The sequence below is a fragment of the Amycolatopsis sp. NPDC048633 genome (genome assembly GCF_040650695.1).
GTDB lineage: Bacteria > Actinomycetota > Actinomycetes > Mycobacteriales > Pseudonocardiaceae > Amycolatopsis.
This window is the reverse complement of record NZ_JBEZHS010000017.1, coordinates 1-20,368: the sequence shown is the minus strand read 5'-3', so window position 1 is coordinate 20,368 and position 20,368 is coordinate 1. Positions and strand designations below refer to the sequence as shown.

The following is a 20,368-nucleotide window of genomic DNA, read 5'->3' as shown; positions in this document are numbered from 1 at the left end:
GAACCATGACCGAGCCGGTGTATCCCGGTGACCCGGGAGCCCAGGCCGAGGTACAGCAAAGCTGTGCGGAACGGATGGCGGGCATGTTCGGCGGGCTCGGCGTCGAGGTCCCGCCGAGCCTGGTGGTCGTCGGCTACGCCCCCGACGAAGGGGCCTGGGCGGCCGGGAGCCGGATCGGCGTGTGCGGGCTCCAGTCGCGCGTCGTCAAGCTCACGGATCCCCTGTTCCGCTAGGGCGCACCGGGCGGGACGAACGGCAGGTCTTTCGGCGCGCCCGAGTCGAGCAGGGTCCGCAGCACCGCCGTGTCCAGGTGCTCGCCGATCGCGTCGGCCAGCTTCTCCAGCATCTCTTCGCGCAGGTCCGCGAAGCCGGGAGCGTCCGCGGCCGGGGTCCACGCGACCCCGGCCTGGGCCGCCGCTTCGGTGAGCCACGTGCGGCGGAAGGCGTCGTTCTCGAACGCGCCGTGCCACATCGTGCCCCAGACCGCGCCCAGGCGTACACCGTCCAAAAAGGACTCCAACGGCGTGTCCGCCGTCACCGAACCGTGGTGGATCTCGTAGGCCGCCACCGGGTTTCCCCGCCATTCGCCGAACGGCCGGGCCAGCACCTTCTCCGCGGCGAACGTCACCCGCGCCGGCAGCAGGCCGAGGCCCGGCACCTCACCGGCCCCGGACTCGACGTCGTCCACAATGGACTCGGCGAGCATCTGGTAGCCGCCGCAGATGCCGAGCACCGGCCGCCCGGCCGCGACGCGGGCCGCCACCGCCGTGTCGAGGCCGCGGTCACGCAGCCAGGCCAGGTCGGCCACGGTGGCGCGCGACCCGGGCAGCACCACCACGTCCGCCGCCGCGACGGTGTCGGGGTCGGCCGTGAGCGTCACCGTGACGCCGGGTTCGGCCGCGAGGGCGTCGACGTCGGTGGCGTTGGACGCGCGCGGGAACCGCACGACGGCCACCCGCAGCCCGCGGCCGTGGGCCTCCCGGCGCCAGCCCGCGGCGGCGAGGGCGTCCTCGGAGTCGATCCAGACGCGGTCGAGCCACGGGAGCACGCCCAGCACCGGCCGGCCGGTCACCTTCCCGAGGCTGTCCAGGCCGGGCTTCAGCAGGCCGACGTCGCCGCGGAACTTGTTGACCACCCAGCCCGCGACGAGTGCCTGGTCCTCGGCCGAGAGCAGGGCGAGGGTGCCGAACATGGCGGCCAGGACGCCCCCGCGGTCGATGTCGCCGACGACGAGCACGGGCAGCCCGAACCGCCGCGCGAGGCCCATGTTGACGTAGTCGCCGCCACGCAGGTTGATCTCGGCGGGACTGCCGGCGCCTTCGCAGACGACGACGTCGTAGCGGGCGCTGAGGTCTTCGTAGGCCGCGAAGGCGATCTCGGCGAGCCCGGCGCGGCCGGTGGCGTACTCCCCGGCTTCGAGGGTGCCGAACGGCTTCCCCAGCGCGACGACGTGGCTGCGCCGGTCACTGCCGGGCTTGAGCAGGACGGGGTTCATGGCGGCCTCGGGCTCGACCCGGGCCGCGCGCGCCTGCAGCCACTGCGCGCGCCCGATCTCGGCCCCGTCGGCGCAGACCATGGAGTTGTTGGACATGTTCTGCGCTTTGAACGGCGCGACGCGGACGCCGCTGCGCGCGAGCCACCGGCAGATCCCGGCGGTGACGAGGCTCTTGCCAGCATCGGAGGTCGTGCCGGCGATCAGGACGCCGCTCATCGGGCAGCTCCCGCCGCCACCACCACCGCGGCGAGCCCGACCAGGCGCGACAGCCGCACCGCTCGCCGCAGGTCGACCGGCTCCGGGTCACGGCCCTCACCGAGCCTGGCCCGGCTCTCCACTTCCCCGCCGTAGCTGTTCGTCCCGCCGAGCCGGATGTCCAGCGCCCCCGCGAACGCCGCCTCGACCTGTCCCGCGTTCGGGCTCGGGTGCCGCCCGCCGTCGCGGCGCCAGACCCGCCACGCATCCCGCGCGCGGCCTCCCGCCAGCGGTGCGCACACTGCTGTGAGGGCCGCGCCGACCCGCGACGGCACCAGGTTGGCCCCGTCATCGGCCCGCGCGGCGGCCCACCCGAAGCGGCGGTAGCGCGGCGACCGGTATCCGACCATCGCGTCGAGCGTGTTGAGCGCCCGGTAACCGAGCAAGCCAGGCATCCCGGCGACCGCGCCCCAGAACAACGGCGCGACCACGGCGTCCGAGGTGTTCTCGGCGATCGACTCGGTCGCCGCGCGGGTCAGCTCGGCGGAGTCGAGCGTTGTCGCGTCGCGCGCGCAGAGATGCGACAGCCGCTGACGCGCCGAAGGCACTTCACCCGCTTCGAGCAGGCGGGCCATTTCGGCGCCTTCGGTCGCGAGGCCGCGTCCGCCGAGCACTACCCACGTACAGGCGGCCGTCGCCGCGAAGCGTGCGAAGGGACGTCGCCGCGTCGCCGTCTGAAGCGCAGCGCCGAGGCCGACAGCACTGAAGGCGCACAACCCCGCGTACGCGGCTCCGCGCGGCTTCGAGTCCGCCCACAGGGCGCGTTCGAGGCGTGCGGCCGCCGAACCGAAGATCGCGACCGGGTGCCCCCGTCGAGGGTCGCCGAACAGGGTGTCGGCGGCATATCCGGTAACGAGTCCGGCAGCGGTTGTCCCTAGACGGAGTGGCACGTGGCGCACGGTAGCGCGTGCACCACAATGCCGGGTATGACTGTGCCCAACGCCGCCTCCGCGGGGAAGAAGACGTCGGCGGGGCTGACGTGCCGGCTCGCCGGGTATCTCGAGAGCCTGGCCCGCGCCCTTCGCCGGTACGGCCGCGACGAAGGCAAGGTGCTGGTCCTCGGTGGTGTCCGCTCGGGGAAGTCGCGGCACGCCGAGCGGCTCGCCGCCCGCCACCCGCACCTCGTCTACGTCGCGCCCGGCCTCCCGGCGAGCGACGACGACCCCGAATGGGCCGCGCGGGTGGCCGCGCACCAGGCGCGGCGGCCGTCGCACTGGAAGACCGTCGAGACCACGGACCTGGCGGGCACCCTCCGGAAGGCGACCGAGCCGCTGCTGATCGACTGTCTCGGAACCTGGCTGTCCCGCGTGCTGGACGACGTCGGCGCGTGGCGCGAGAAGCCCGGCTGGGAGCACCGGCTGGACGACCGGCTCGAAGACTTCCTGGCCGCGTGGGCCGCGGCGCGCGTGCCGGTCGTCGCGGTCAGCAACGAGGTCGGCAGCGGTGTGGTGCCCGCGACGTCGTCCGGACGGCTGTTCCGTGATGTGCTGGGCGCACTCAACAACCGGGTGTCCGCCGACGCCGACCGGGTCGTGCTGGTCGTCGCGGGCCGGGCGCTCGACCTGTAACCAGGAGGCGCCCGTGTTCGACGTACCCGTGCCCGACCCCGCCGCCCGCGCCGCCGCGCTCGAGCGGCTCGACGGCCTGGTCAAGCCGCTCGGCGCGCTCGGCAGGCTGGAGGAGCTCGCCGCCTGGCTGGCCGCGGCGCACGGGAGCGTGCCGCCGCGCCCGCTGGACGACGTCCGGGTGGTCGTCTTCGCGGGCGACCACGGCGTGTCGGCGCTTTCGGCGTACCCGCGCGAGGTGACCGCGGCGATGGTGCGGGTGTTCCTGGCCGGCAAGAGCGGCGTGAACGTCCTGGCGGCGCAGGTCGGCGCGCGGGTCCGGGTGGCCGACCTGGGCGTGGACTGGGACGGCGCGGACGTGCCGGCATCGGTGACGGCGCACAAGATCCGCCGCGGATCGGGCTCGATCGACGTCGAGGACGCGCTTTCCCCGGGCGAGGCGGAGGCGGCGTTCGAAGCGGGCCGGGCGATCGCCCGCGAGGAAGGCGACGCTGACCTGCTGATCCCGGGCGACATGGGGATCGGCAACACGGCGATGTGCGCGGCGCTGGTGGCGGCCTCCCTGGGCCTGCCGGCGGCCGAGGTGGTCGGCACGGGAACGGGCGTCGACGCTTCCGGGCTGGAGCGCAAGACAGCGGCGGTCGCGGCGGCTTTGGCTCGGACGTCGGGGCGGGTGGAGGACCCGTTCTCGCGCTTGACGGCGTTGGGCAGCGCGTGCGTGGCGGCGACGGCGGGGTTCTTGGTCGAGGCGGCATTGCGGCGGATCCCGGTGCTGCTGGACGGGGTGTTCTCGGGCGCGGCGGCCCTGGTCGCGCGGGACATCGCGCCGGGGGCGGAGCAGTGGTGGCTGGCCGGGCACCGGTCCACGGAGCCTTCGCAGGCGTTCGCGTTGAAGGCGCTGGGGTTGGAGCCGATCTTGGACTTCGGGCTGCGGCTGGGTGAGGGAAGCGGGGCTGTGCAGGCGGTCCCGACCGTGCGGGCGGCGCGGGCGATCATCGCGGAGATGGGCCTGCTGGCGGACCTCGCGTGAGCGCTGGGCCCGAGCGCCCCAATGTGGCCTTGGGTGCGCCCAACGCACCCAAAGTGGCCTTCGGTGCGTTGGGCGCACCCAAAGTGGCCTTCGGTGCGTCCAACGCACCCAATGTGGCCTTCGTTGCGCTCAACGCACCCAATGTGGCCTTCGGTGCGTTGGGCGCACCCAATGTGGCCTTCGGTGCGTCCAACGCACCCAATGTGGCCTTGGGGCGCTCGTGAGCCGCTGGGCCGACTCCGTGCGGATGGCCGTCGGGACCCTCACCACCGTCCCGGTCCCGGCGCCCCGAGTCATCGACCGTCGTGTCGCCGGGGGCGCCATGATGCTCGCGCCCCTCGCCGCCCTTCCGCTCGCCGCAGCAGCCGGGCTCATCGCCGCCGCCGGGGAAGCGCTCAGCCTGCCGAGACTGGCCACCGCGGCCCTCGCGCTGGGAGCCGTCGCGCTCGGGAGCCGGGGACTGCACCTCGACGGGCTCGCCGACACCGCCGACGGCCTCGGTGCCTCCTACGACCGCGCCAAGGCCCTCGACGTCATGCGCCGCGGGGACTCCGGGCCCACCGGGGTCGCGACGCTCGTCTTCGTCCTGCTCGTCCAGGTCGGCGCGCTCAGCCAAGCCGAGCTCCCGATCGCCACCGTCGTCGCGGCCGTGGTCATCGGACGGTGCACCCTCTCGATGTCCTGCGCGCGCGGGGTGCCGTCCGCGCGACCCGAGGGACTGGGAGCCACCGTCGCCGGCTCGGTCCCGAGAACCGTCGCGATCGCGATCGCCGTGGTCGCCGCCCTAGCGAGCACCCTGATCCCCGGGATGGACTGGTGGCGGGGCCCGCTAGCCGTGGCCGTCGCCTACGCCGTGACCGCGGTCCTCCTCCTCAGGTGCACCCAACGCCTCGGAGGCGTCACCGGCGACGTCCTCGGCGCCGGTGTCGAAGTCGCCGTCGCCGCCGCCCTGCTCGCACTCGCGTAAAACGTCGTACCCCCCGCCTAGGGTCGACGCCGTGAACCGGACCGACCGTCTCTACGCCCTCGTCGAAGAACTCCGCGCCGTCGCGCCGCGGCCCCGCAGCGCGCGCTGGCTCGCGAACCGGTTCGAAGTCAGCACCCGCACCGTCGAACGGGACATCAGCGCGCTGCAGCAGTCGGGCACGCCGATCTACGCCGAACCCGGCCGCACCGGCGGGTACTGCCTCGACAAGGCGCGCACCCTGCCACCGGTGAACCTGACCCCGGGCGAGGCCGTCGCGATGGCCTTGGCGCTCAACCGGCTGGAGGGCACGCCGTTCCGCACCGAAGCGGGCTCGGCCCTGCGCAAGCTCGTCGCCGCGATGCAGCGGGACGACGCCGCCGCGGCCGAAGACCTGGCCACCCGCGTCCACTTCCTCGACGACGCGGGCGAGCTCCCGACGATCCCCCGCGTGCTGGCCGACGCGCTCGTCACCCGCCGCGTCCTGCGCATCGGCTACGGCGACCGCGGAGGCGCCGTGACGCGGCGAGAGATCGAGCCGCTGGGCTACGTCGGCAAGCCCGACCACTGGTACCTCGTCGCCTGGTGCCGGCTGCGCGAAGAGATCCGCGCCTTCCGCACCGACCGGATCACCTCGGTCTCGGTCACCGCCGAGGTGCCCCCGCCCCGCCCGCTGCGGCGCGAGGACCTCGACATCCCGTACGGCGTCGTCGAACAGCTCACTTTGGCGGAGTGAACACCGAGAAGTGGTTGCCCGCCGGGTCCAGCACGTGCGCGAACGTCACGCCGACCGGGTTGACGGCCGGCGGCCGCTGCACCTTCCCCCCGGCCTCTTCGACCCGGCGGCACGCGGCTTCGACGTCCTCGACGAGTACGGTGAACACCGCGTAATCGGGCATTTCGCCCTTGGTCGAGAAGAGGCCGCCGCGCGAACCGCCGGTCTCGATGACCCGGTAGGCCGTGTCGGTGCTGGCCGACTCGTCCTGCGCGACGGTCCAGCCGAAGACGTCGCCGTAGAACCGTTCCGCGGCCGCCGGGTCGGCGGCACCGATCTCGAACCAGGCGACGTCGTTGAATCGGGGCATGTCGTTCCTTCCGCTGCCACGCCGGGCGTTTCCCGGCGGCGACACCCACTTTCGGCGGTGCCGGCGACAGCCCCCTGTCGGTGTTTCCCGGCGGCTTTGTCAACCTCGGCCATCGGCCCGGCGTGTAGGAGGTAAAGCCCCGAGGAGGACGCCCTGAGCGCTGACACCGCCTTCGACCTGGCGGAACTCTTCCGCGCCCACCGCCCCGGCCTGGTCCGGCTCGCCGTGCTGCTGCTCGGCGACCGCGCGCTCGCCGAGGACGTCGTGCAGGACGCCTTCGTCGCGCTCGTCCGGCGCCGGCCGCTCGACGACCCCGCCGCGGCGGGCGGCTACCTGCGCGTCTCCGTCGTCAACGGCGCCCGCTCCGCCCAGCGCCGCGCGGCCGTGCGGCTGCGGCACCGCAAGGCCGAGCGGGACGACGGGCCGCCCGCCGATGTCGAAGCCCTGCTCGGCGAGGAACACCGCGAAGTGCTCGCGGCCGTGCGGCGGCTGCCGCGGCGGCAACGGGAGGTGCTCGTGCTGCGGTACTGGTCCGGCCTCTCCGAAGCCGAAATCGCCGGCACGCTCGGCGTCTCCCGCGGCACGGTCAAGACCTGCGCGTCCCGCGCGCTCGCGAAACTGGAAGGACAGCTCCGATGACCGACGTCGAAACCCGGCTGCGCAACGCCTTCGAAGCCCTCGCCGACACCGTCGACGTCGAGCCCGCGGACGTCCCGACGCCGCGGCGGCGGGTGCTCGTCCCGGCCCTGGTGGCGGCCGCCGTCGTGCTCATGGCCGGCGCGATCTTCGTCGCGAGCCGGGACGAGCCGCGGACCGCGACGCTCGTGCCTGCCGTGCCGCTGCCACGCCAGACTCACGGCTTCCTGCCGAACTTCGCGCTGTACACCCACTGCGGCGTCGCCGAGACGCGAAGCGGCCTGAACTACTTCGAGGCGGAGACGCCGCTGTACGGCCCCAACGGCGGAGCGCCGGCGGGCTGGGACAACCCCTACCAGGAAGGCACGATGTACTTCACCGACTCCGGGGACATGATCTTCCGCGACGACCAGGGCCACGAGGTGCGGTTCCTGGTCCGGCGCGGCGCGACGGCGTTCAAGCACATCTGCAAATAGCGGCCAGGAACGCGTCCGTCGTGCCATGATCCCGCACCGCCAGGCGCAGGTGGTCCGGCCCCAGCCCGGGGAACGTGTCGCCGCGGCGAACCGCGTAACCCGCTTCACGCAGCCGCAGGCGGACGTCGGCGCCGTGCGGAACCCGGATCAGCACGAACGGGCCACGCGGCTCGCCGAGGACGCGAACCCCCGCCGCGGCCAAGCCCGACACCAGGTACTCGCGGTCCGCTTCCGCCGCCACCGCAAGCTTTTCGGCCTCCTCCACCGCCGCGGGACGGCAGCACGCCACCGTCGCCACTCCGGCCAAAGTGGACACCGACCACGGCACCTGCACCGCCCGCAGCCGCTCGACGACGTCCGGCTCAGCGAGGACGTACCCCGCCCGCAGCCCGGCCAGGCCCCACGTCTTCGTCAGGCTGCGCAGCACGACGACGCCGGGAACGCCGTGGGCCAGGCTCTCGGCCTCGCCGGGAACAGCGTCCAGGAACGCTTCGTCGACGACCAGCAATCGTCCGGGCCGCGCCAGCGCACGCAGCGAAGCCGCCGGGTGCAGCACCGACGTCGGGTTCGTCGGGTTGCCGACGAACACCAGGTCGGCGTCGTCCGGGACCAGCGCCGGGTCCAGCACGAAACCGTCCTCTTCGGACAGGATCACCCGTGAGACGACGTGGCCGGCCGCCCGGAGTGCCGCCTCCGGCTCGGTGAACTGCGGGTGCACGACCACCGCGTGCCGGGGCCGCAACGCCGAAGCCAGCAGCGTGAACGCTTCCGCCGCACCCGCGGTGACCAGGACTTCTCCCGGAAGACGGCCATGACGCGCCGCCACCGCGGAAGTCGCCTCGACCGGCGACGGATACGCGGCGAGAGTGTCCAAAGCGGACGCCAGCTCCTGCCGAAGCCACGCGGGCGGCCGCGGCAGCCGGACGTTCACGGCGAGGTCGACCAGCCCCGGCCCGACCTCGCGGTCACCGTGGTGGTGCAGGTCGTAGTCACGCATAAGCCCGGACCCGGGCCGCGAACCGCTGGGCCAGCTCGGGATACCCGGCCCAGTGGACGTGCAGGTAGGACGCGTGCAGCGTCGGCGACGCGAAGCCGTCCAGCTGCCGGTCCCAGCCCCACGCCGCCGAAGCGCCGTGCGGCGGCGTGACCTCGGTCCGGTGGAACTCGTGCCCGGTGACGCGCTGTCCGGCCGTGGCCAGCACGTTGTCCTCGACGGCGACCGCGCGCCGGTAGCCGAGCTTGCCGCGGGCCGTCATCTTCGCGTCCGCGGGCAGCGCGCCGACCATCGGCACGCCGTCCAGCGACTGGCACAGGTACAGCAGGCCCGCACATTCCGCGCTCACCGGCATCCCGTCCTGGACGGCCGCGGCCACTTCGCGACGCAACGGAGTGTTCGCCGACAGCTCCGCCGCGTGGACCTCGGGGAAGCCGCCACCGAAGTACAGCCCGGCGCACCCGTCGGGCAAGGCCTGGTCCCGCAACGGATCGATGTCGACCACGTCGACTCCGCAGGCGGCGAGCAGCTCGATGTTCTCGGTGTAGCGGAAGGTGAACGCGGGACCGCCGGCGGCCGCGACCGTCACGCGCGGACCGTCCACACCGGACGGTTCCCACGGCGGCGCGGAAAGCGAAGGCGCGGCGGAAGCGATCCGGACGATCGCTTCGAGGTCGACCCCGTCGCGCACCCACGCCGCGAGCGAAGGCAGTACGCGCTCGGCTTCCGCGGAACGTTCCGCCGCCGGCACCAGCCCGAGGTGCCGGCTCGGCGCGTGGATCTCTTCGTTGCGGTACAACGCTCCCAGCAGCGGGACGCCGGTGGCCTCCAGCGCGGACGCGATCTCGTCGAGGTGCCGCTGCGAGCCCAGCTTGTTGAGGATGACCCCGGCCAGCCGCACCCGTGTGTCGTAGGAAGCGAACCCGAGCACCGTCGCCGCGACACTGCGCGACGCCGCCGACGCGTCGACCACCAGCACCACCGGCGCGTCCAGGAGCCGGGCCACGTGCGCGGTCGAGGCGTAGCCCTCGGTGCCGAGCGCGCCGTCGAACAAGCCCATCACGCCTTCGATGACGGCGATGTCGGCCCCGGCGGAACCGTGTCGCAGCAAGGGAATCAGCTGGTCCTCGCCCTGCAGGAACGGGTCCAGGTTGCGCGCGGGGCGCCCGGTCGCGAGGGCGTGGTAGCCCGGGTCGATGAAGTCGGGCCCGACCTTGTGCCCGGAGACGCGGTGCCCGGCCTCGCGCAGCGCCGCCATCAGCCCGGCGGCGATCGTGGTCTTGCCGTGCCCGGAACCGGGCGCGGCGACGACCACGCGCGCTACCACTCGATCCCCCGCTGGCCCTTCTGGCCGGCGTCCATCGGGTGCTTGACCTTGGTCATCTCGGCGACGAGATCGGCGGCGTCGACCAGCTCCGGCGGCGCGTACCGGCCGGTGATGACGACGTGCTGATGCCCGGGTCGCGAGACCAAAGTGGACACCACGTCGTCCACCTCGAGCCAGCCCCACTTGAGCAGGTAGGAGAACTCGTCGAGGACGTAGAAGTCGTGCGTCTCGGCGGCGAGCCGGCGCTTGATCTCCGCCCAGCCCTCACGCGCGTTGACAGCGTGGTCCTCGTCGGTGCCGGACTTGCGCGCCCAGCTCCAGCCCTCGCCCATCTTGTGCCACTCGACCGGCCCGCCCTCGCCGGTGTCGTCGTGCAGCTTGCCCAGCGCGCGGAACGCGGCTTCCTCGCCGACGCGCCACTTCGCCGACTTGACGAACTGGAACACGCCGATCGACCAGCCCTGGTTCCAGGCACGCAGCGCCATCCCGAACGCGGCCGTCGACTTGCCCTTCATCTCGCCGGTGTGCACGGCGAGCAGCGGCCGGTTGCGGCGCTGGCGTGTGGTCAGGCCGTCCTTCGGGACGACTTCCGGTTTCCCCTGCGGCATCAGGCGGCCTTCCCGGTCCGGGCGCGGACGGCGCTCGTGAGGGACTCGGCGGCGACCTCGCCCAGGGGCACGTGCTCCGCGCCGAGGTGGGCGGCGAGGTCGGCGGCCAGGCCGAGGCGCATCTTGCCGCTTTCGCAGTCCATGACGATGGCGGTGACCCCGGAGAGCAGCCCCGCCGCGGCCTGGGCGCGCGCGACGGCGTCGGGGCCGCTGGTGGCACGGCCGTCGGTGACGACGACCAGCAGCGGACGGCGCCGCGGGTCGCGGATCTCCTCGACGCGCAGCACCCGCGCGGCCTCCAGGAGGCCTTCCGCGAGGGGCGTCCGGCCGCCGGTCGGCAGGCCTTCGAGACGGGACGCGGCCGCGTCGACGCTGATCGTCGGCGGCAGCGCCAGCTCGGCGGCGTTGCCGCGGAAGGTGACGAGCCCGACCTTGTCGCGCCGCTGGTAGGCGTCGAGCAGCAGCGAAAGCACCGCGGACTTGACCTCGCGCATCCGCGCCTTCGCGCCCATCGAGCCGGACGCGTCGACGCAGAACAGCACTAGGTTGCCTTCGCGGCCTTCGCGCAGTGCGAAGCGAAGATCCTGCCGGCGCAGCTTCAGCCCGGCGCCGTCGCGGCCGCGGGCCTTCTGGTGCGGTGCCGCGGCTTTCACGGTCGCGACCAGGTGCGCCCGGCCGTCCCGGACGCTCGGGGGCTGGACGCCGATGGTGCGGCCGCTGTCGGTGATCGCGCGGGACCGGCGTCCTCGCTCGCCTTCGCCCGTGCCCTTGACGCGGAACACGCGTGCCTTGAACGTCTCGCCGGCGCCGACGGTCTTCTGATGCCCGCCGCTCTGGCTCTGCTGCGGCTGACCCTGCGGCGCGTCTCCCTGCGGGACTTCTTGCGGCGCATCGTCGGGCGTCGAACCCGAGCCGGGACCGTCGTCTTCGGGGCCCGGCTCCGGGGGCTGGGCGTCCTGAAGGGCCTGCTCCAACTGCTCTTCCGAGATACCCGGGGCGTCGAACGGGTTCCGGCGGCGCCGGTGCGGCAGCGCGAGCCGCGCAGCGACGCGGACGTCGTCGGTGGTCACCTCGTCGCGACCGGCCCAGGCGGCGTGCGCGACGGCGGTGCGCGCGGTGACGATGTCCGCGCGCATGCCGTCGACCTCGAAGGACGCGCAGATCTCGGCGATCTGGCGCAGCGCGTCGTCAGGCAGCTTGACGGCGGGCAGAAGCTGTTGCGCCGCTTCGATGTCCGTGGCCAGCTGGGCGTCCTCGGCCGCGTACGACGCCGCGAAGCTGTCCGGGTCCGCTTCGTAGGCGAGGCGGCGCCGGACGACCTCGACGCGCTGCTCGGGATCGCGGCTGGAAGCGACTTCGACGGTCAGGCCGAACCGGTCGAGCAGCTGCGGCCGCAGCTCGCCTTCCTCGGGGTTCATGGTGCCGATCAGGACGAACCGGGCCGCGTGCGACACCGAGACGCCCTCGCGCTCCACGGTCGCGCGGCCCATCGCGGCGGCGTCGAGCAGCGTGTCGACGAGGTGGTCGTGGAGCAGGTTGACCTCGTCGACGTAGAGCAGCCCGCGGTGCGCGGCGGCCAGGAGGCCCGGCTGGTAGTCCGTGACGCCTTCGCTCAGCGCGCGTTCCAGGTTCAGCGAGCCGACGACGCGGTCCTCCGCTGCGCCGACCGGCAGCTCGACCAGTTTCGCCGGGCGCCGGTGGCTTTTCGTCCCGGCGTGCGGTCCGTCCGGGCAGACCGGGTCGGGAGCCGCGGGATCGCAGGAGAACCGGCAGCCGTCCACGACGTCGACGCCCGGCAGCAGGCCCGCGAGCGCGCGGACCATGGTCGACTTCGCCGTGCCCTTCTCACCGCGCACCAGCACCCCGCCGACCGCGGGGGAGATCGAGGAGAGGACCAGCGCCAGGCGCAGGTCCGGCAGCCCGACTACGGCGGTGAACGGGTAGGGCTTCAACAGCACTCCTCCAGCCTCGGCGACCGGCCGATCATCGCACAGCGCCCGGCTCGCTTAGGGTGGGAAATCGTGCGCGAAAAATCACGGTTGACGGTGGTGGGAATCGGGGCTGACGGCTGGTCCGGCTTGTCGGAGCAGGCTCAAGCTCTGGTGCTCGGCGCCGACATCGTGCTGGGCGCGCCGCGGCAGCTGGCCTACCTGCCGTCGGAGGTCACGAGCGAGCCGTGGCCGTCGCCGTTGCTGCCGGGGCTCGACGCGGTCATCGCCGAGCACGAAGGACAGCGCATCTGCGTCCTGGCCAGCGGAGACCCGTTCCTGTCGGGGGTCGGCACCACGCTGGTGGCGCACGGGTACGAGGTCGACGCGCTGCCCGCGGTCTCGTCGGTGACGCTCGCCCGGGCGCGGCTGGGCTGGTCCGCCGAGGAGACCGAGGTGGTGACCCTCGTCGGCCGGTCGCCGGCCCGCGTCGCCCGGGTGCTGGCGCCGGGGCGGCGGGTGCTCGTCCTGGGTGCCGACGCCGCGGGGTTGCGCTCCTTGCTGACCGTGCGCGGGTATGGCGAGACCGAGCTGTTCGCGCTGGAGAACCTGGGCGGGCCGGACGAGCGCATCTCCGACGGCTGGGCCGGCGACCCCGGTCCGCTGACGGTGTTCGCGCTGACGTGCGAGGGCCCGGCACTCCCCCTGATCGGCATCCCGGACGACGTGTACTCCCACGACGGCCAGCTCACCAAGCGCGACCTGCGCGTCTCGGCGCTGGCCCGGCTCGCGCCGAGTCCCGGTGAGCTGCTGTGGGACATCGGCGCGGGGGCCGGCAGCGTCGGGATCGAGTGGTCGCGGCTGCACGAGCTGAACCGCGCCATCGCGATCGAGCGGGACGCGGACCGCGCCGAGCGGATCGGCCGGAACGCGCTCGACCTGGGCGTTCCGGAGCTGCAGGTGGTGACCGGCCCGGCCCCGGAGTCGTTGAGCGCGCTCCCGGCACCGGACGCGATCTTCCTCGGCGGCGGCCTGACCGCACCGGGCCTGCTGGACGCGTGCCTGGCCACCGGCGCGCGGCTGGTGGCGCACGGCGTCACGCTGGAGGCCGAGCGGATCCTCGGTGACCTGTACGCCGAGCGGGGTGGCGAGCTGCTGCGGATCGCGGTCGAACGCGCCGCGCCGCTCGGGGGGTTCACCGGGTGGACCCCCGCCCGGACCGTGACGCAGTGGAGCAGCCGATGACCGTGCACTTCGTCGGCGCCGGGCCTGGCGCCGCGGACCTCATCACCGTGCGCGGCCGGGACTTGCTCGCCCGCTGCGCCGTCTGCCTCTACCCCGGCAGCATGACCCCGTCCGACCTCCTCGCGTACTGCCCGCCCGAAGCCACGCTAGTCGACACCGCGAACCTCAGCCTCGAAGAGATCGTCGGAAAGCTCGTCGAGGCGCACGAGAACGGGCACGATGTCGTCCGGCTCTGCTCCGGCGATCCGTCGCTCTACAGCGCCGTCGCCGAACAGATGCGACGTCTCGACGCGGCCGAAGTGCCGTACGAGGTCGTACCCGGCGTACCCGCCTTCGCCGCTTCGGCCGCCGTGCTGAAACGCGAACTCACCGTGCCCGAAGTCGGCCAGAGCCTGGTGATCACGCGCGTGCAGGCGCGATCCACCAAGATGCCGCCCGCCGAAACCCTCGCCGCCTTCGCCGCCACCCAGGCGACGCTCGCGGTGCACCTCGCGATCAACCACGTCGAGCGCGTGACCGCGGACCTGACCCCGCACTACGGCGCCGACTGCCCGGTCGCCGTCGTCGCGCTCGCGTCCCAGCCCGGCGAGACCGTCGTGCGGGGCGTGCTCGGTGAGCTGCCGGAACTCGTCCGCGACGCCGGGATGACGCGGGCCGCCACCATCTTCGTCGGCCGGGTGCTCGCCGCCGCGGGCTTCCCGGACAGCTTCCTCTATTCCCGTGCCCGCGACCGGGCGAACCAACCGGAGTCGTTGTGACGCACCTGAACTGGGGCCTGCTGGCCGCCGGGACCATCGCCGCCCACTTCGCCGCGGGCGTCGACGAGAGCAAACACGGCACACTCACCGCGGTCGCGGCCCGGGACGCCGACCGGGCGCGGCAGTTCGCCGCCCGCTTCGAGATCCCCAAGGCCTATGGCAGCTACGAAGACCTTCTCGCCGACCCGGACGTCGACGCCGTGTACGTCTCGACGCCGCACGCGCTGCACAAGGAATGGGCCATCGCCGCGGCCGAAGCGGGCAAGCACGTCCTCTGCGAGAAGCCGCTGACGCTCACCGCCGCCGACGCCGAAGAGGTGATCGCGGCGGCTCGCCGGAACGACGTCTTCCTCATGGAGGCATTCATGTACCGCCTGCACCCGCAGACGCGGCGGCTCGTCGAGCTGATCGCGAGCGGCGCGATCGGCGAAGTCCGCGCGGTCGACACGACGTTCTCCTTCGACAGCAACCCGGAGGAGACCGCCCGCCTCGGTGACCCGGCGCTCGGCGGCGGCGGGATCCTCGACGTCGGCTGCTACTGCACCTCGCTGGCCCGGCTGGTCGCCCAGGCCGCGACCGGACAGGACGTCGTGGAGCCGACCGAGGTCAGCGGGATGGCCCACCTCTCCGCGCAAGGCGTCGACGAGTACGCGACCGGCCTGCTGCGCCTGCCCGGCGACATCCTCGCGACGATCTCCTGCGGCATCCGGCTGACCCGCGAGGACGGCATCCGCGTGTTCGGCACGAGCGGGCAGCTCCACATCCCGCGTCCCGCGTGGATCCACCCGCTGCGGAAGCCCGGCACCTCCCAGATCATCCTGACGCCGGCCGACGGCGAACCCGAGGTCATCGAGGTCGAAGCGACGCAGGGCGTCTTCGCGCGCGAAGCGGACCACGTCGCCACGCACGTCGGCGACCGGCAGGCACCCGAACTGACCTGGGCCGAGACGCTCGCCAACCTGCGCACCCTGGACCGGTGGCGCGAGGCCGTCGGCTACGGACGTCCTTCGTGACTCCGCCGATCCTCATCCTCGGCGGGACCGGCGAAGCACGGAAACTCGCCGAAGACCTCGTAGCGCGCGAAGTCCGCGTCGTCTCTTCGCTGGCGGGACGCGTCGCGCGGCCACGCCTTCCAGTCGGCGAAGTGCGCGTAGGCGGCTTCGGCGGCCCGGAAGGTCTCGCAGGCTGGCTGCGCGAGAACGACGTGAAGGCCGTCGTGGACGCGACGCATCCCTTCGCCGAGCGCATCGGCGCGAACGCGGCGAAAGCGTCCGAACTCACCGGAATCCCTCTCCTCCGCCTCGCGAGACCGGGCTGGCAACCGAGCCCAGGAGACGTCTGGCACTGGGCGGAAGACCTCGCCGACGCCGCCCGGCAGCTGCCGGACCTGGGCAAGCGCGTCTTCCTCACCAGCGGCCGCCAGGGCCTGCCGGCCTTCGCGCACCTCGACGACCTGTGGTTCCTGGTCCGCTGCGTCGACCCGCCCGAACCGCCGCTGCCCCGCCACCACGAGCTGATCCTCGCGCGCGGGCCGTACGAGGTGGCCGCCGAGCGCGAGCTGCTCGCCCGGGTCGACGTCCTGGTCACCAAGGACTCCGGCGGCGCCCAGACCGGCGCGAAGCTGACCGCGGCGCGCGAACTCGGCAAACCCGTCGTCGTGGTCCGGCGGCCGCCGAGACCGGAGACGGAGACCGCCGGAACCGTCACCGAAGCCGTCGAATGGGTCCTGAACCGATGATCGAAGAGTTCTACGAGGTCCTGCGCAAACGCCGGGACGTCCGCGGCGAGTTCACCGGCGAGCCGATCCCCGAAGCGACCCTGCTGAGGATCCTCGAGGCCGCGCACTCCGCCCCCAGCGTCGGGCTCACCCAGCCCTGGGACTTCGTGCTGGTCGACGACCACGCGACGCGCGAGACATTCGCGAAGCACGTCCGCGAGGAGCGAGACGTCTTCGCGGAACAGCTCGCCGAAGACCGGGCGAGCACCTTCGCGAACATCAAGATCGAGGGCATCCTCGAAGCGAGCCTCGGCATCGTCGTCACCTACGACCCGGCCCGCGGCGCGCCCGGCGTCCTCGGCCGGCACGCCATCGCCGACGCCGGCCTCTATTCGGTGTGCCTGGCGATCCAGAACCTCTGGCTCGCCGCGACCGCCGAAGGCCTCGGCGTCGGCTGGGTCAGCTTCTACCGCGAGCCGTTCCTGAGCGAGCTGCTCGGCATCCCGGACGGCATCCGGCCGGTCGCGTGGCTCTGCGCCGGGCCGGTGAGCAAGCTGGAAACCGTGCCCGACCTGGAGCGCCACGGGTGGCGCAGCCGCCGTCCTCTGACCGCCGCTTTACACCACGGGCGCTACACGCCACGTGATCCGGGGGTTGCGTCAGCCGCCGGCGTCTGACCCGTTAGCGTTGCGCCGATGCGTCTGATTGCCGTAGCGCTGGGGCTGCTCTCGGCCTTGTGCGCGCTGGCTTTCCCCTTCCTGCCGGTGGTGCAGGACACGGCGGAGGTCGTCTGGCCGACCGGCAGCGACACCCGCTCCGTCAACGCGCCCTTGACCGGGTACTGGGCCCAGGACCTGCGCGCCGAGCTGCCGTGCGCGGCCATCCGCTCGGTCGACGCCCGCACCGGCGGCCCGGGCCTGCTCTTCGCCACCGTGCCGGACGGCCGCACCGACCCGAAGTCCGGCAAGGGCGTCGGCCTGCAGCTGCGCGTCGACAACGGCGTGCTGCTCGCCTCCAGCCAGGGTCAGCAGATCGCGCAGCAGCCGCTGCCCGCCGAGAAGTGCGACGTCGAGCTGGACGTCGACGCGACGCAGATGACCCTCGCCGTGGCCGGGACGCCGATCTTCCACGCCGGCGGCGACGTCCGGCCCCGCGTGGTCGGCATCTACTCCTCGATCAACTCGAGCAAGGACCCGATCGCCGGCCTGCACGTCTCGGTCGTGCCGGACACGCGCTACCAGACGTCGCCGACCGCGCTGAAGATCGGCGTCGGCGTGCTCGCCGTGCTGTCGCTGATCGGCTGCATGATCGCGGTCTGGCGCCGGGACTCCGGCTCCGCGAGACGCGCGCCGCGCTGGGCGCCGGTCGGCTGGTGGCGGCTGACGCTGCGGGACGCCACGGTGATCGCCGCGCTCGGCGCGTGGGTCTTCATCGGGCCGGTGACCTCGGACGACGGCTACATCCTGACGATGGCCCGGGTCACCGAGCAGACCGGGTTCCTCACGAACTACCACCGCTGGTTCGGGGTCGCCGAGGCGCCGTTCGGCTGGTTCTACCATGTGTTCGAGCTGATGGCGCACGTCAGCGTGGTGCCGCCGTGGATCCGGCTGCCGTCGTTCCTGCTCGGCGTGCTCTGCTGGCTGCTGATCAGCCGCGAGGTCATGCCGCGCCTCGGCGCCCAGGTCCGCACCAGCCGCCCGGCCAGCTGGGCCGCGGCGACGGTGTTCCTGGTCTGGTGGATGCCCTACAACAACGGTGTCCGGCCCGAACCGGTCGCCGCGCTCGGGTCGCTGCTGGCGATCTGCGCCGTCGAACGCACCCTGGTGACGCGGCGGCTGCTGCCGCTCTGCCTCGGCCTGACCGCGGCCGGGTTCACCCTGGCCGCGACGCCGACCGGGCTGATCGCGGTGGCGCCGTACCTGGTCGCCGCGCGCCCGCTGTTCAAGCTGATCCGCCAGCGCGCCAACGAGAACGGCTGGCTGCCGGTGCTCGCGCCGGTCGCGGCGGCGGGGCTGCTGGTGCTCGTCGTGGTGTTCGCCGACCAGACGTTCGCGACGGTCCAGGAGGCGACCCGGATCCGCACCCAGGTCGGCCCGAACCTGTCGTGGTTCCAAGAGCTCGCGCGCTACCAGCTGTTGTTCGCCGACCTGCCGGACGGCTCGGCGCCGCGCCGGTTCCCGGTGCTGCTGATCGTGCTGTGCACGGCCACCTGCCTGGTGATGCTGCTGCGCCGCGGCCGCATCCAGGGCGCGTCGCTCGGCCCCGCGCGCCGCCTGATCGGCACGACGGCGCTGTTCTTCCTGCTCCTGGCCCTGACGCCGACGAAGTGGACACACCACTTCGGCGCGTTCGCGGCGGTCGGGGCGTCGATGGCGGCGTTGACAGCGCTCGCGACGAGTTCGACCGTGCTGCGGTCCAAACGCAACCGCGCCGCGTTCCTGGCCGGGCTGCTGGTCGTCGGCGCGCTGGCCGCGACCGGGCCGAACACGTACTGGTTCGTCTCGCGCCTCGGCGTCCAGTGGACGAACGTGGCGCCGTCGATCGGCGGCATCGGCCTGTCCACGATCCTGCTGGTGGCCGCGGCCGTCGCCGGGATCTACGCGTTCGTCGAGAACGTCCGCGCGCACCGGCCAGGCCTGCCGGCCCAGCCGCAGGAAGGCCGGCTGCGCGCGCTGCGGCTCGGGTCGCTGTCGCTGGTGGTGGTCTGCGGCCTGGTGGCGGGCGGCGAGTTCGTCACGATGGCGTGGGCGATCCACAACCAGGCCGGCAGCTACAGCCTCGGTGCGGCGAACGTCGGGCACCTGTTCGGCAAGAGCTGCAACCTCTCCGACCACGTGATGGTGGAGCGCGACGCAGCGACGAGCATCCTGCACCCGCAGACCGAGCAGCGGACGGTCGCGGAGAAGCCCAAGGAGCCGGACTCCCCGCTGCCGAACCCCGACCAGGACAACGGCCGCGTCCAGACCGGCTTCCACACCCGCTCGGTCGACGACAAGGATCCGCTGGCCGAGCCGCCGCACGGGTTCACCCCGGAGACCGTGCCGATGTGGTCGAGCTACCTCGACCAGGAGACGCGCGCGGGCCGCCTGCGCAGCGACTGGTACGCGCTGACGGAGAAGCCGGCGGACGGCCAGATCGTGGTGGCGACGGCCGGCGAGGCCCGCCGCCCGACGTCGGTCAGCCTCGACTACGGCGTCAACACCCCGGAGGGCGTGAAGGTGGTGCGCAGCCAGTTCATGCTCCCGCCGGGATCGGGCACCGGCGGCTGGAACGACACGCGCATCAACCTGCGCGACCTGCCCCCGGAGACGAACGCGGTCCGCATCAACATCGTCGACAACGACCTGACGGAGGACGGCTGGATCGCGGCGTCGGCCCCGCGCGTCCCGACGTTCACGACGCTGACGGACAAGATCGGCTCGAAGCCGGTGTACGTCGACTGGCCGGCGTCGTTCGTGTACCCGTGCGTCCAGCCGGTGACGTCCCACGACGGGATTTCCCAGGTCCCGGAGTACCGCATCACGGCGGGCGGCCTGGCGGACGAGGCGGAGTGGGCGTCGTCGACCAACGGCGGGCCGATCGGGTGGCTGGAGGAGCTGGCCGAGGAGCCCGAGGTGCCGAGCTACTTGATCGGGCAGCCGAGCCAGTCGTGGGGACAGCTGCTGCAGATCGAGCCGTTCACCGAAGGCATCGCGCCGACGGTGGTGCACGGGGAGAAGACCGTGCCGGGGTGGTGGTCCCCGGGACCGGGGCCGAGCCAGCCCAACGGCAAGGACCCGACGCGCTAACCGCTCAAGGTCCACGCCGCACGGCGGTGCAGCTGAAACCCGGCCCGCTCCAGGTTCGCCACACTCGGTGAGCCGGGGCGGGCCGTCGCCACCGCGAGGGTGCAGCCCTCCGCCGCCGCCGCTTCCAGCCTGCGTCGCAACAGCGTCGGCTGCGCGCCCCTGCCGCGGTACTCGGGCAGCGTCGATGCCGCGCCGAGGATCGCGACCCCCGCGTCGATCGTCATGCCCGCGGCCGCGATCGGCGTCTCCCCTTCCCACACCAGGAACCGCCGCATGATCGAGAGCCGGTGTTCCGCGGCCATGTACGCCGCCACCGGCCCGCTCGCCTCGAAGCCGGCCAGCAGGACGCGCACGAAAACCTCCGCGTCGGCCGACTCCGGAGGCGGCGCGGGCGCGGGGGCGGGCCCCCGGGCCGCCCGGGAACCCCCCGCCCCCCCGGCCACCCCCCCCCCCGCCCCCCCCCCCCCGGCGGCCGCCCCCCCGGGGGGCGCGGGCCC

21 protein-coding genes are annotated in these 20,368 nt (G+C 73.3%); 13 read left to right on the top strand and 8 right to left on the bottom strand.

Translation table 11 applies throughout. The features are described from left to right. Nucleotides 1-5 precede the first annotated feature (5 nt). A complete protein-coding gene (locus tag AB0C38_RS27415) occupies nt 6-233 on the top strand; it encodes a hypothetical protein (protein ID WP_360678382.1) in 228 nt (75 codons plus the stop codon). Here the strand turns inward: AB0C38_RS27415 and AB0C38_RS27410 are convergent. Together AB0C38_RS27410 and AB0C38_RS27405 are read right to left on the bottom strand one after the other, a co-directional pair. After that, the gene (locus AB0C38_RS27410) at nt 230-1,711 is read right to left on the bottom strand and encodes a cobyric acid synthase (RefSeq protein WP_360678380.1); all 1,482 of its coding nucleotides are present in this window, start codon (nt 1,709-1,711) and stop codon (nt 230-232) included. The genes AB0C38_RS27415 and AB0C38_RS27410 overlap by 4 nt on opposite strands. Continuing rightward, complete coding sequence (locus AB0C38_RS27405) at nt 1,708-2,640, bottom strand: cobalamin biosynthesis protein (protein ID WP_360678378.1); 933 nt, start codon at nt 2,638-2,640, stop codon at nt 1,708-1,710. Before AB0C38_RS27405 ends, AB0C38_RS27410 begins: the two co-directional genes overlap by 4 nt. Nucleotides 2,641-2,676: 36 nt before the next feature. Here AB0C38_RS27405 and AB0C38_RS27400 point away from each other — a divergent pair, with 36 nt between their 5' ends. From AB0C38_RS27400 to AB0C38_RS27385, 4 genes are all read left to right on the top strand, one after another. Next, entirely contained in the window at nt 2,677-3,318 is a 642-nt protein-coding gene (locus AB0C38_RS27400) for a bifunctional adenosylcobinamide kinase/adenosylcobinamide-phosphate guanylyltransferase (protein WP_360678376.1), read from the top strand. A gap of 13 nt (nt 3,319-3,331) precedes the next feature. Beyond that, nucleotides 3,332-4,345, top strand: coding sequence for a nicotinate-nucleotide--dimethylbenzimidazole phosphoribosyltransferase (cobT, locus tag AB0C38_RS27395; RefSeq protein WP_360678374.1), 1,014 nt, complete (start codon nt 3,332-3,334; stop codon nt 4,343-4,345). 247 nt (nt 4,346-4,592) lie between these two features. Further along, nucleotides 4,593-5,312: an adenosylcobinamide-GDP ribazoletransferase gene (locus AB0C38_RS27390; RefSeq protein WP_360678693.1), complete on the top strand. Its 720-nt coding sequence runs from the start codon at nt 4,593-4,595 to the stop codon at nt 5,310-5,312. A 31-nt stretch (nt 5,313-5,343) separates the two neighbouring features. Beyond that, complete coding sequence (locus AB0C38_RS27385) at nt 5,344-6,045, top strand: WYL domain-containing protein (protein ID WP_360678372.1); 702 nt, start codon at nt 5,344-5,346, stop codon at nt 6,043-6,045. Here the strand turns inward: AB0C38_RS27385 and AB0C38_RS27380 are convergent. After that, nucleotides 6,029-6,394 carry a VOC family protein gene (locus AB0C38_RS27380; protein ID WP_360678370.1) on the bottom strand — a complete coding sequence of 122 codons (366 nt, stop codon included), beginning with the start codon at nt 6,392-6,394 and terminating at the stop codon, nt 6,029-6,031. The genes AB0C38_RS27385 and AB0C38_RS27380 overlap by 17 nt on opposite strands. 153 nt (nt 6,395-6,547) lie before the next feature. Here AB0C38_RS27380 and AB0C38_RS27375 point away from each other — a divergent pair, with 153 nt between their 5' ends. Beyond that, nucleotides 6,548-7,033: a SigE family RNA polymerase sigma factor gene (locus tag AB0C38_RS27375; protein ID WP_360678691.1), complete on the top strand. Its 486-nt coding sequence runs from the start codon at nt 6,548-6,550 to the stop codon at nt 7,031-7,033. Beyond that, entirely contained in the window at nt 7,030-7,506 is a 477-nt protein-coding gene (locus tag AB0C38_RS27370) for a hypothetical protein (RefSeq protein WP_360678368.1), read from the top strand. Before AB0C38_RS27375 ends, AB0C38_RS27370 begins: the two co-directional genes overlap by 4 nt. Here the strand turns inward: AB0C38_RS27370 and cobC are convergent. From cobC to AB0C38_RS27350, 4 genes are read right to left on the bottom strand one after another with little or no spacing between them, the layout of a single operon-like run. Continuing rightward, nucleotides 7,487-8,503, bottom strand: a complete 1,017-nt coding sequence (cobC, locus tag AB0C38_RS27365) for an Rv2231c family pyridoxal phosphate-dependent protein CobC (protein ID WP_360678366.1) — start codon at nt 8,501-8,503, stop codon at nt 7,487-7,489. The two genes, AB0C38_RS27370 and cobC, sit on opposite strands and share 20 nt — an antisense overlap. Continuing rightward, on the bottom strand, nt 8,496-9,827 hold the full coding sequence (locus tag AB0C38_RS27360) for a cobyrinate a,c-diamide synthase (protein WP_360678364.1): 1,332 nt from the start codon (nt 9,825-9,827) through the stop codon (nt 8,496-8,498). Before AB0C38_RS27360 ends, cobC begins: the two co-directional genes overlap by 8 nt. Continuing rightward, nucleotides 9,821-10,435 (bottom strand): cob(I)yrinic acid a,c-diamide adenosyltransferase, encoded by a 615-nt coding sequence (gene cobO, locus AB0C38_RS27355; protein ID WP_360678362.1) that lies wholly within the window; start codon nt 10,433-10,435, stop codon nt 9,821-9,823. The genes AB0C38_RS27360 and cobO overlap by 7 nt, the downstream gene beginning before the upstream one ends. Beyond that, nucleotides 10,435-12,387, bottom strand: a complete 1,953-nt coding sequence (locus AB0C38_RS27350) for a putative cobaltochelatase (protein WP_360678360.1) — start codon at nt 12,385-12,387, stop codon at nt 10,435-10,437. The genes cobO and AB0C38_RS27350 overlap by 1 nt, the downstream gene beginning before the upstream one ends. A gap of 69 nt (nt 12,388-12,456) precedes the next feature. Here AB0C38_RS27350 and cbiE point away from each other — a divergent pair, with 69 nt between their 5' ends. From cbiE to AB0C38_RS27320, 6 genes are read left to right on the top strand one after another with little or no spacing between them, the layout of a single operon-like run. After that, on the top strand, nt 12,457-13,608 hold the full coding sequence (gene cbiE, locus AB0C38_RS27345) for a precorrin-6y C5,15-methyltransferase (decarboxylating) subunit CbiE (protein WP_360678358.1): 1,152 nt from the start codon (nt 12,457-12,459) through the stop codon (nt 13,606-13,608). Continuing rightward, nucleotides 13,605-14,366, top strand: a complete 762-nt coding sequence (gene cobM / locus AB0C38_RS27340) for a precorrin-4 C(11)-methyltransferase (RefSeq protein WP_360678356.1) — start codon at nt 13,605-13,607, stop codon at nt 14,364-14,366. The genes cbiE and cobM overlap by 4 nt, the downstream gene beginning before the upstream one ends. Then, nucleotides 14,363-15,379, top strand: a complete 1,017-nt coding sequence (locus AB0C38_RS27335; protein WP_360678354.1) for a Gfo/Idh/MocA family oxidoreductase — start codon at nt 14,363-14,365, stop codon at nt 15,377-15,379. The genes cobM and AB0C38_RS27335 overlap by 4 nt, the downstream gene beginning before the upstream one ends. After that, nucleotides 15,376-16,104: a cobalt-precorrin-6A reductase gene (locus AB0C38_RS27330; protein WP_360678352.1), complete on the top strand. Its 729-nt coding sequence runs from the start codon at nt 15,376-15,378 to the stop codon at nt 16,102-16,104. Before AB0C38_RS27335 ends, AB0C38_RS27330 begins: the two co-directional genes overlap by 4 nt. Beyond that, nucleotides 16,101-16,760 carry a 5,6-dimethylbenzimidazole synthase gene (bluB, locus tag AB0C38_RS27325; protein ID WP_360678350.1) on the top strand — a complete coding sequence of 220 codons (660 nt, stop codon included), beginning with the start codon at nt 16,101-16,103 and terminating at the stop codon, nt 16,758-16,760. The genes AB0C38_RS27330 and bluB overlap by 4 nt, the downstream gene beginning before the upstream one ends. Before the next feature lie 18 nt (nt 16,761-16,778). Beyond that, entirely contained in the window at nt 16,779-19,871 is a 3,093-nt protein-coding gene (locus tag AB0C38_RS27320; RefSeq protein WP_360678348.1) for an arabinosyltransferase domain-containing protein, read from the top strand. On the opposite strand, the gene AB0C38_RS27315 is transcribed toward AB0C38_RS27320, so the two are convergent. Next, the gene (locus AB0C38_RS27315; RefSeq protein WP_360678346.1) at nt 19,868-20,224 is read right to left on the bottom strand and encodes a GNAT family N-acetyltransferase; all 357 of its coding nucleotides are present in this window, start codon (nt 20,222-20,224) and stop codon (nt 19,868-19,870) included. The genes AB0C38_RS27320 and AB0C38_RS27315 overlap by 4 nt on opposite strands. Nucleotides 20,225-20,368 lie beyond the last annotated feature (144 nt).

Bases quoted from the DNA above. Each gene is read 5' to 3' on its own strand.
- AB0C38_RS27400 (WP_360678376.1), top strand. From the start codon at position 2,677: ATGACTGTGCCCAACGCCGCCTCCGCGGGGAAGAAGACGTCGGCGGGG.
- AB0C38_RS27410 (WP_360678380.1), bottom strand. From the start codon at position 1,711: ATGAGCGGCGTCCTGATCGCCGGCACGACCTCCGATGCTGGCAAGAGC.
- cobC (WP_360678366.1), bottom strand. From the start codon at position 8,503: ATGCGTGACTACGACCTGCACCACCACGGTGACCGCGAGGTCGGGCCG.
- bluB (WP_360678350.1), top strand. From the start codon at position 16,101: ATGATCGAAGAGTTCTACGAGGTCCTGCGCAAACGCCGGGACGTCCGC.
- cobO (WP_360678362.1), bottom strand. From the start codon at position 10,435: ATGCCGCAGGGGAAACCGGAAGTCGTCCCGAAGGACGGCCTGACCACA.
- cobM (WP_360678356.1), top strand. From the start codon at position 13,605: ATGACCGTGCACTTCGTCGGCGCCGGGCCTGGCGCCGCGGACCTCATC.
- AB0C38_RS27320 (WP_360678348.1), top strand. From the start codon at position 16,779: ATGCGTCTGATTGCCGTAGCGCTGGGGCTGCTCTCGGCCTTGTGCGCG.
- AB0C38_RS27380 (WP_360678370.1), bottom strand. From the start codon at position 6,394: ATGCCCCGATTCAACGACGTCGCCTGGTTCGAGATCGGTGCCGCCGAC.
- AB0C38_RS27390 (WP_360678693.1), top strand. From the start codon at position 4,593: ATGGCCGTCGGGACCCTCACCACCGTCCCGGTCCCGGCGCCCCGAGTC.
- AB0C38_RS27370 (WP_360678368.1), top strand. From the start codon at position 7,030: ATGACCGACGTCGAAACCCGGCTGCGCAACGCCTTCGAAGCCCTCGCC.
- AB0C38_RS27415 (WP_360678382.1), top strand. From the start codon at position 6: ATGACCGAGCCGGTGTATCCCGGTGACCCGGGAGCCCAGGCCGAGGTA.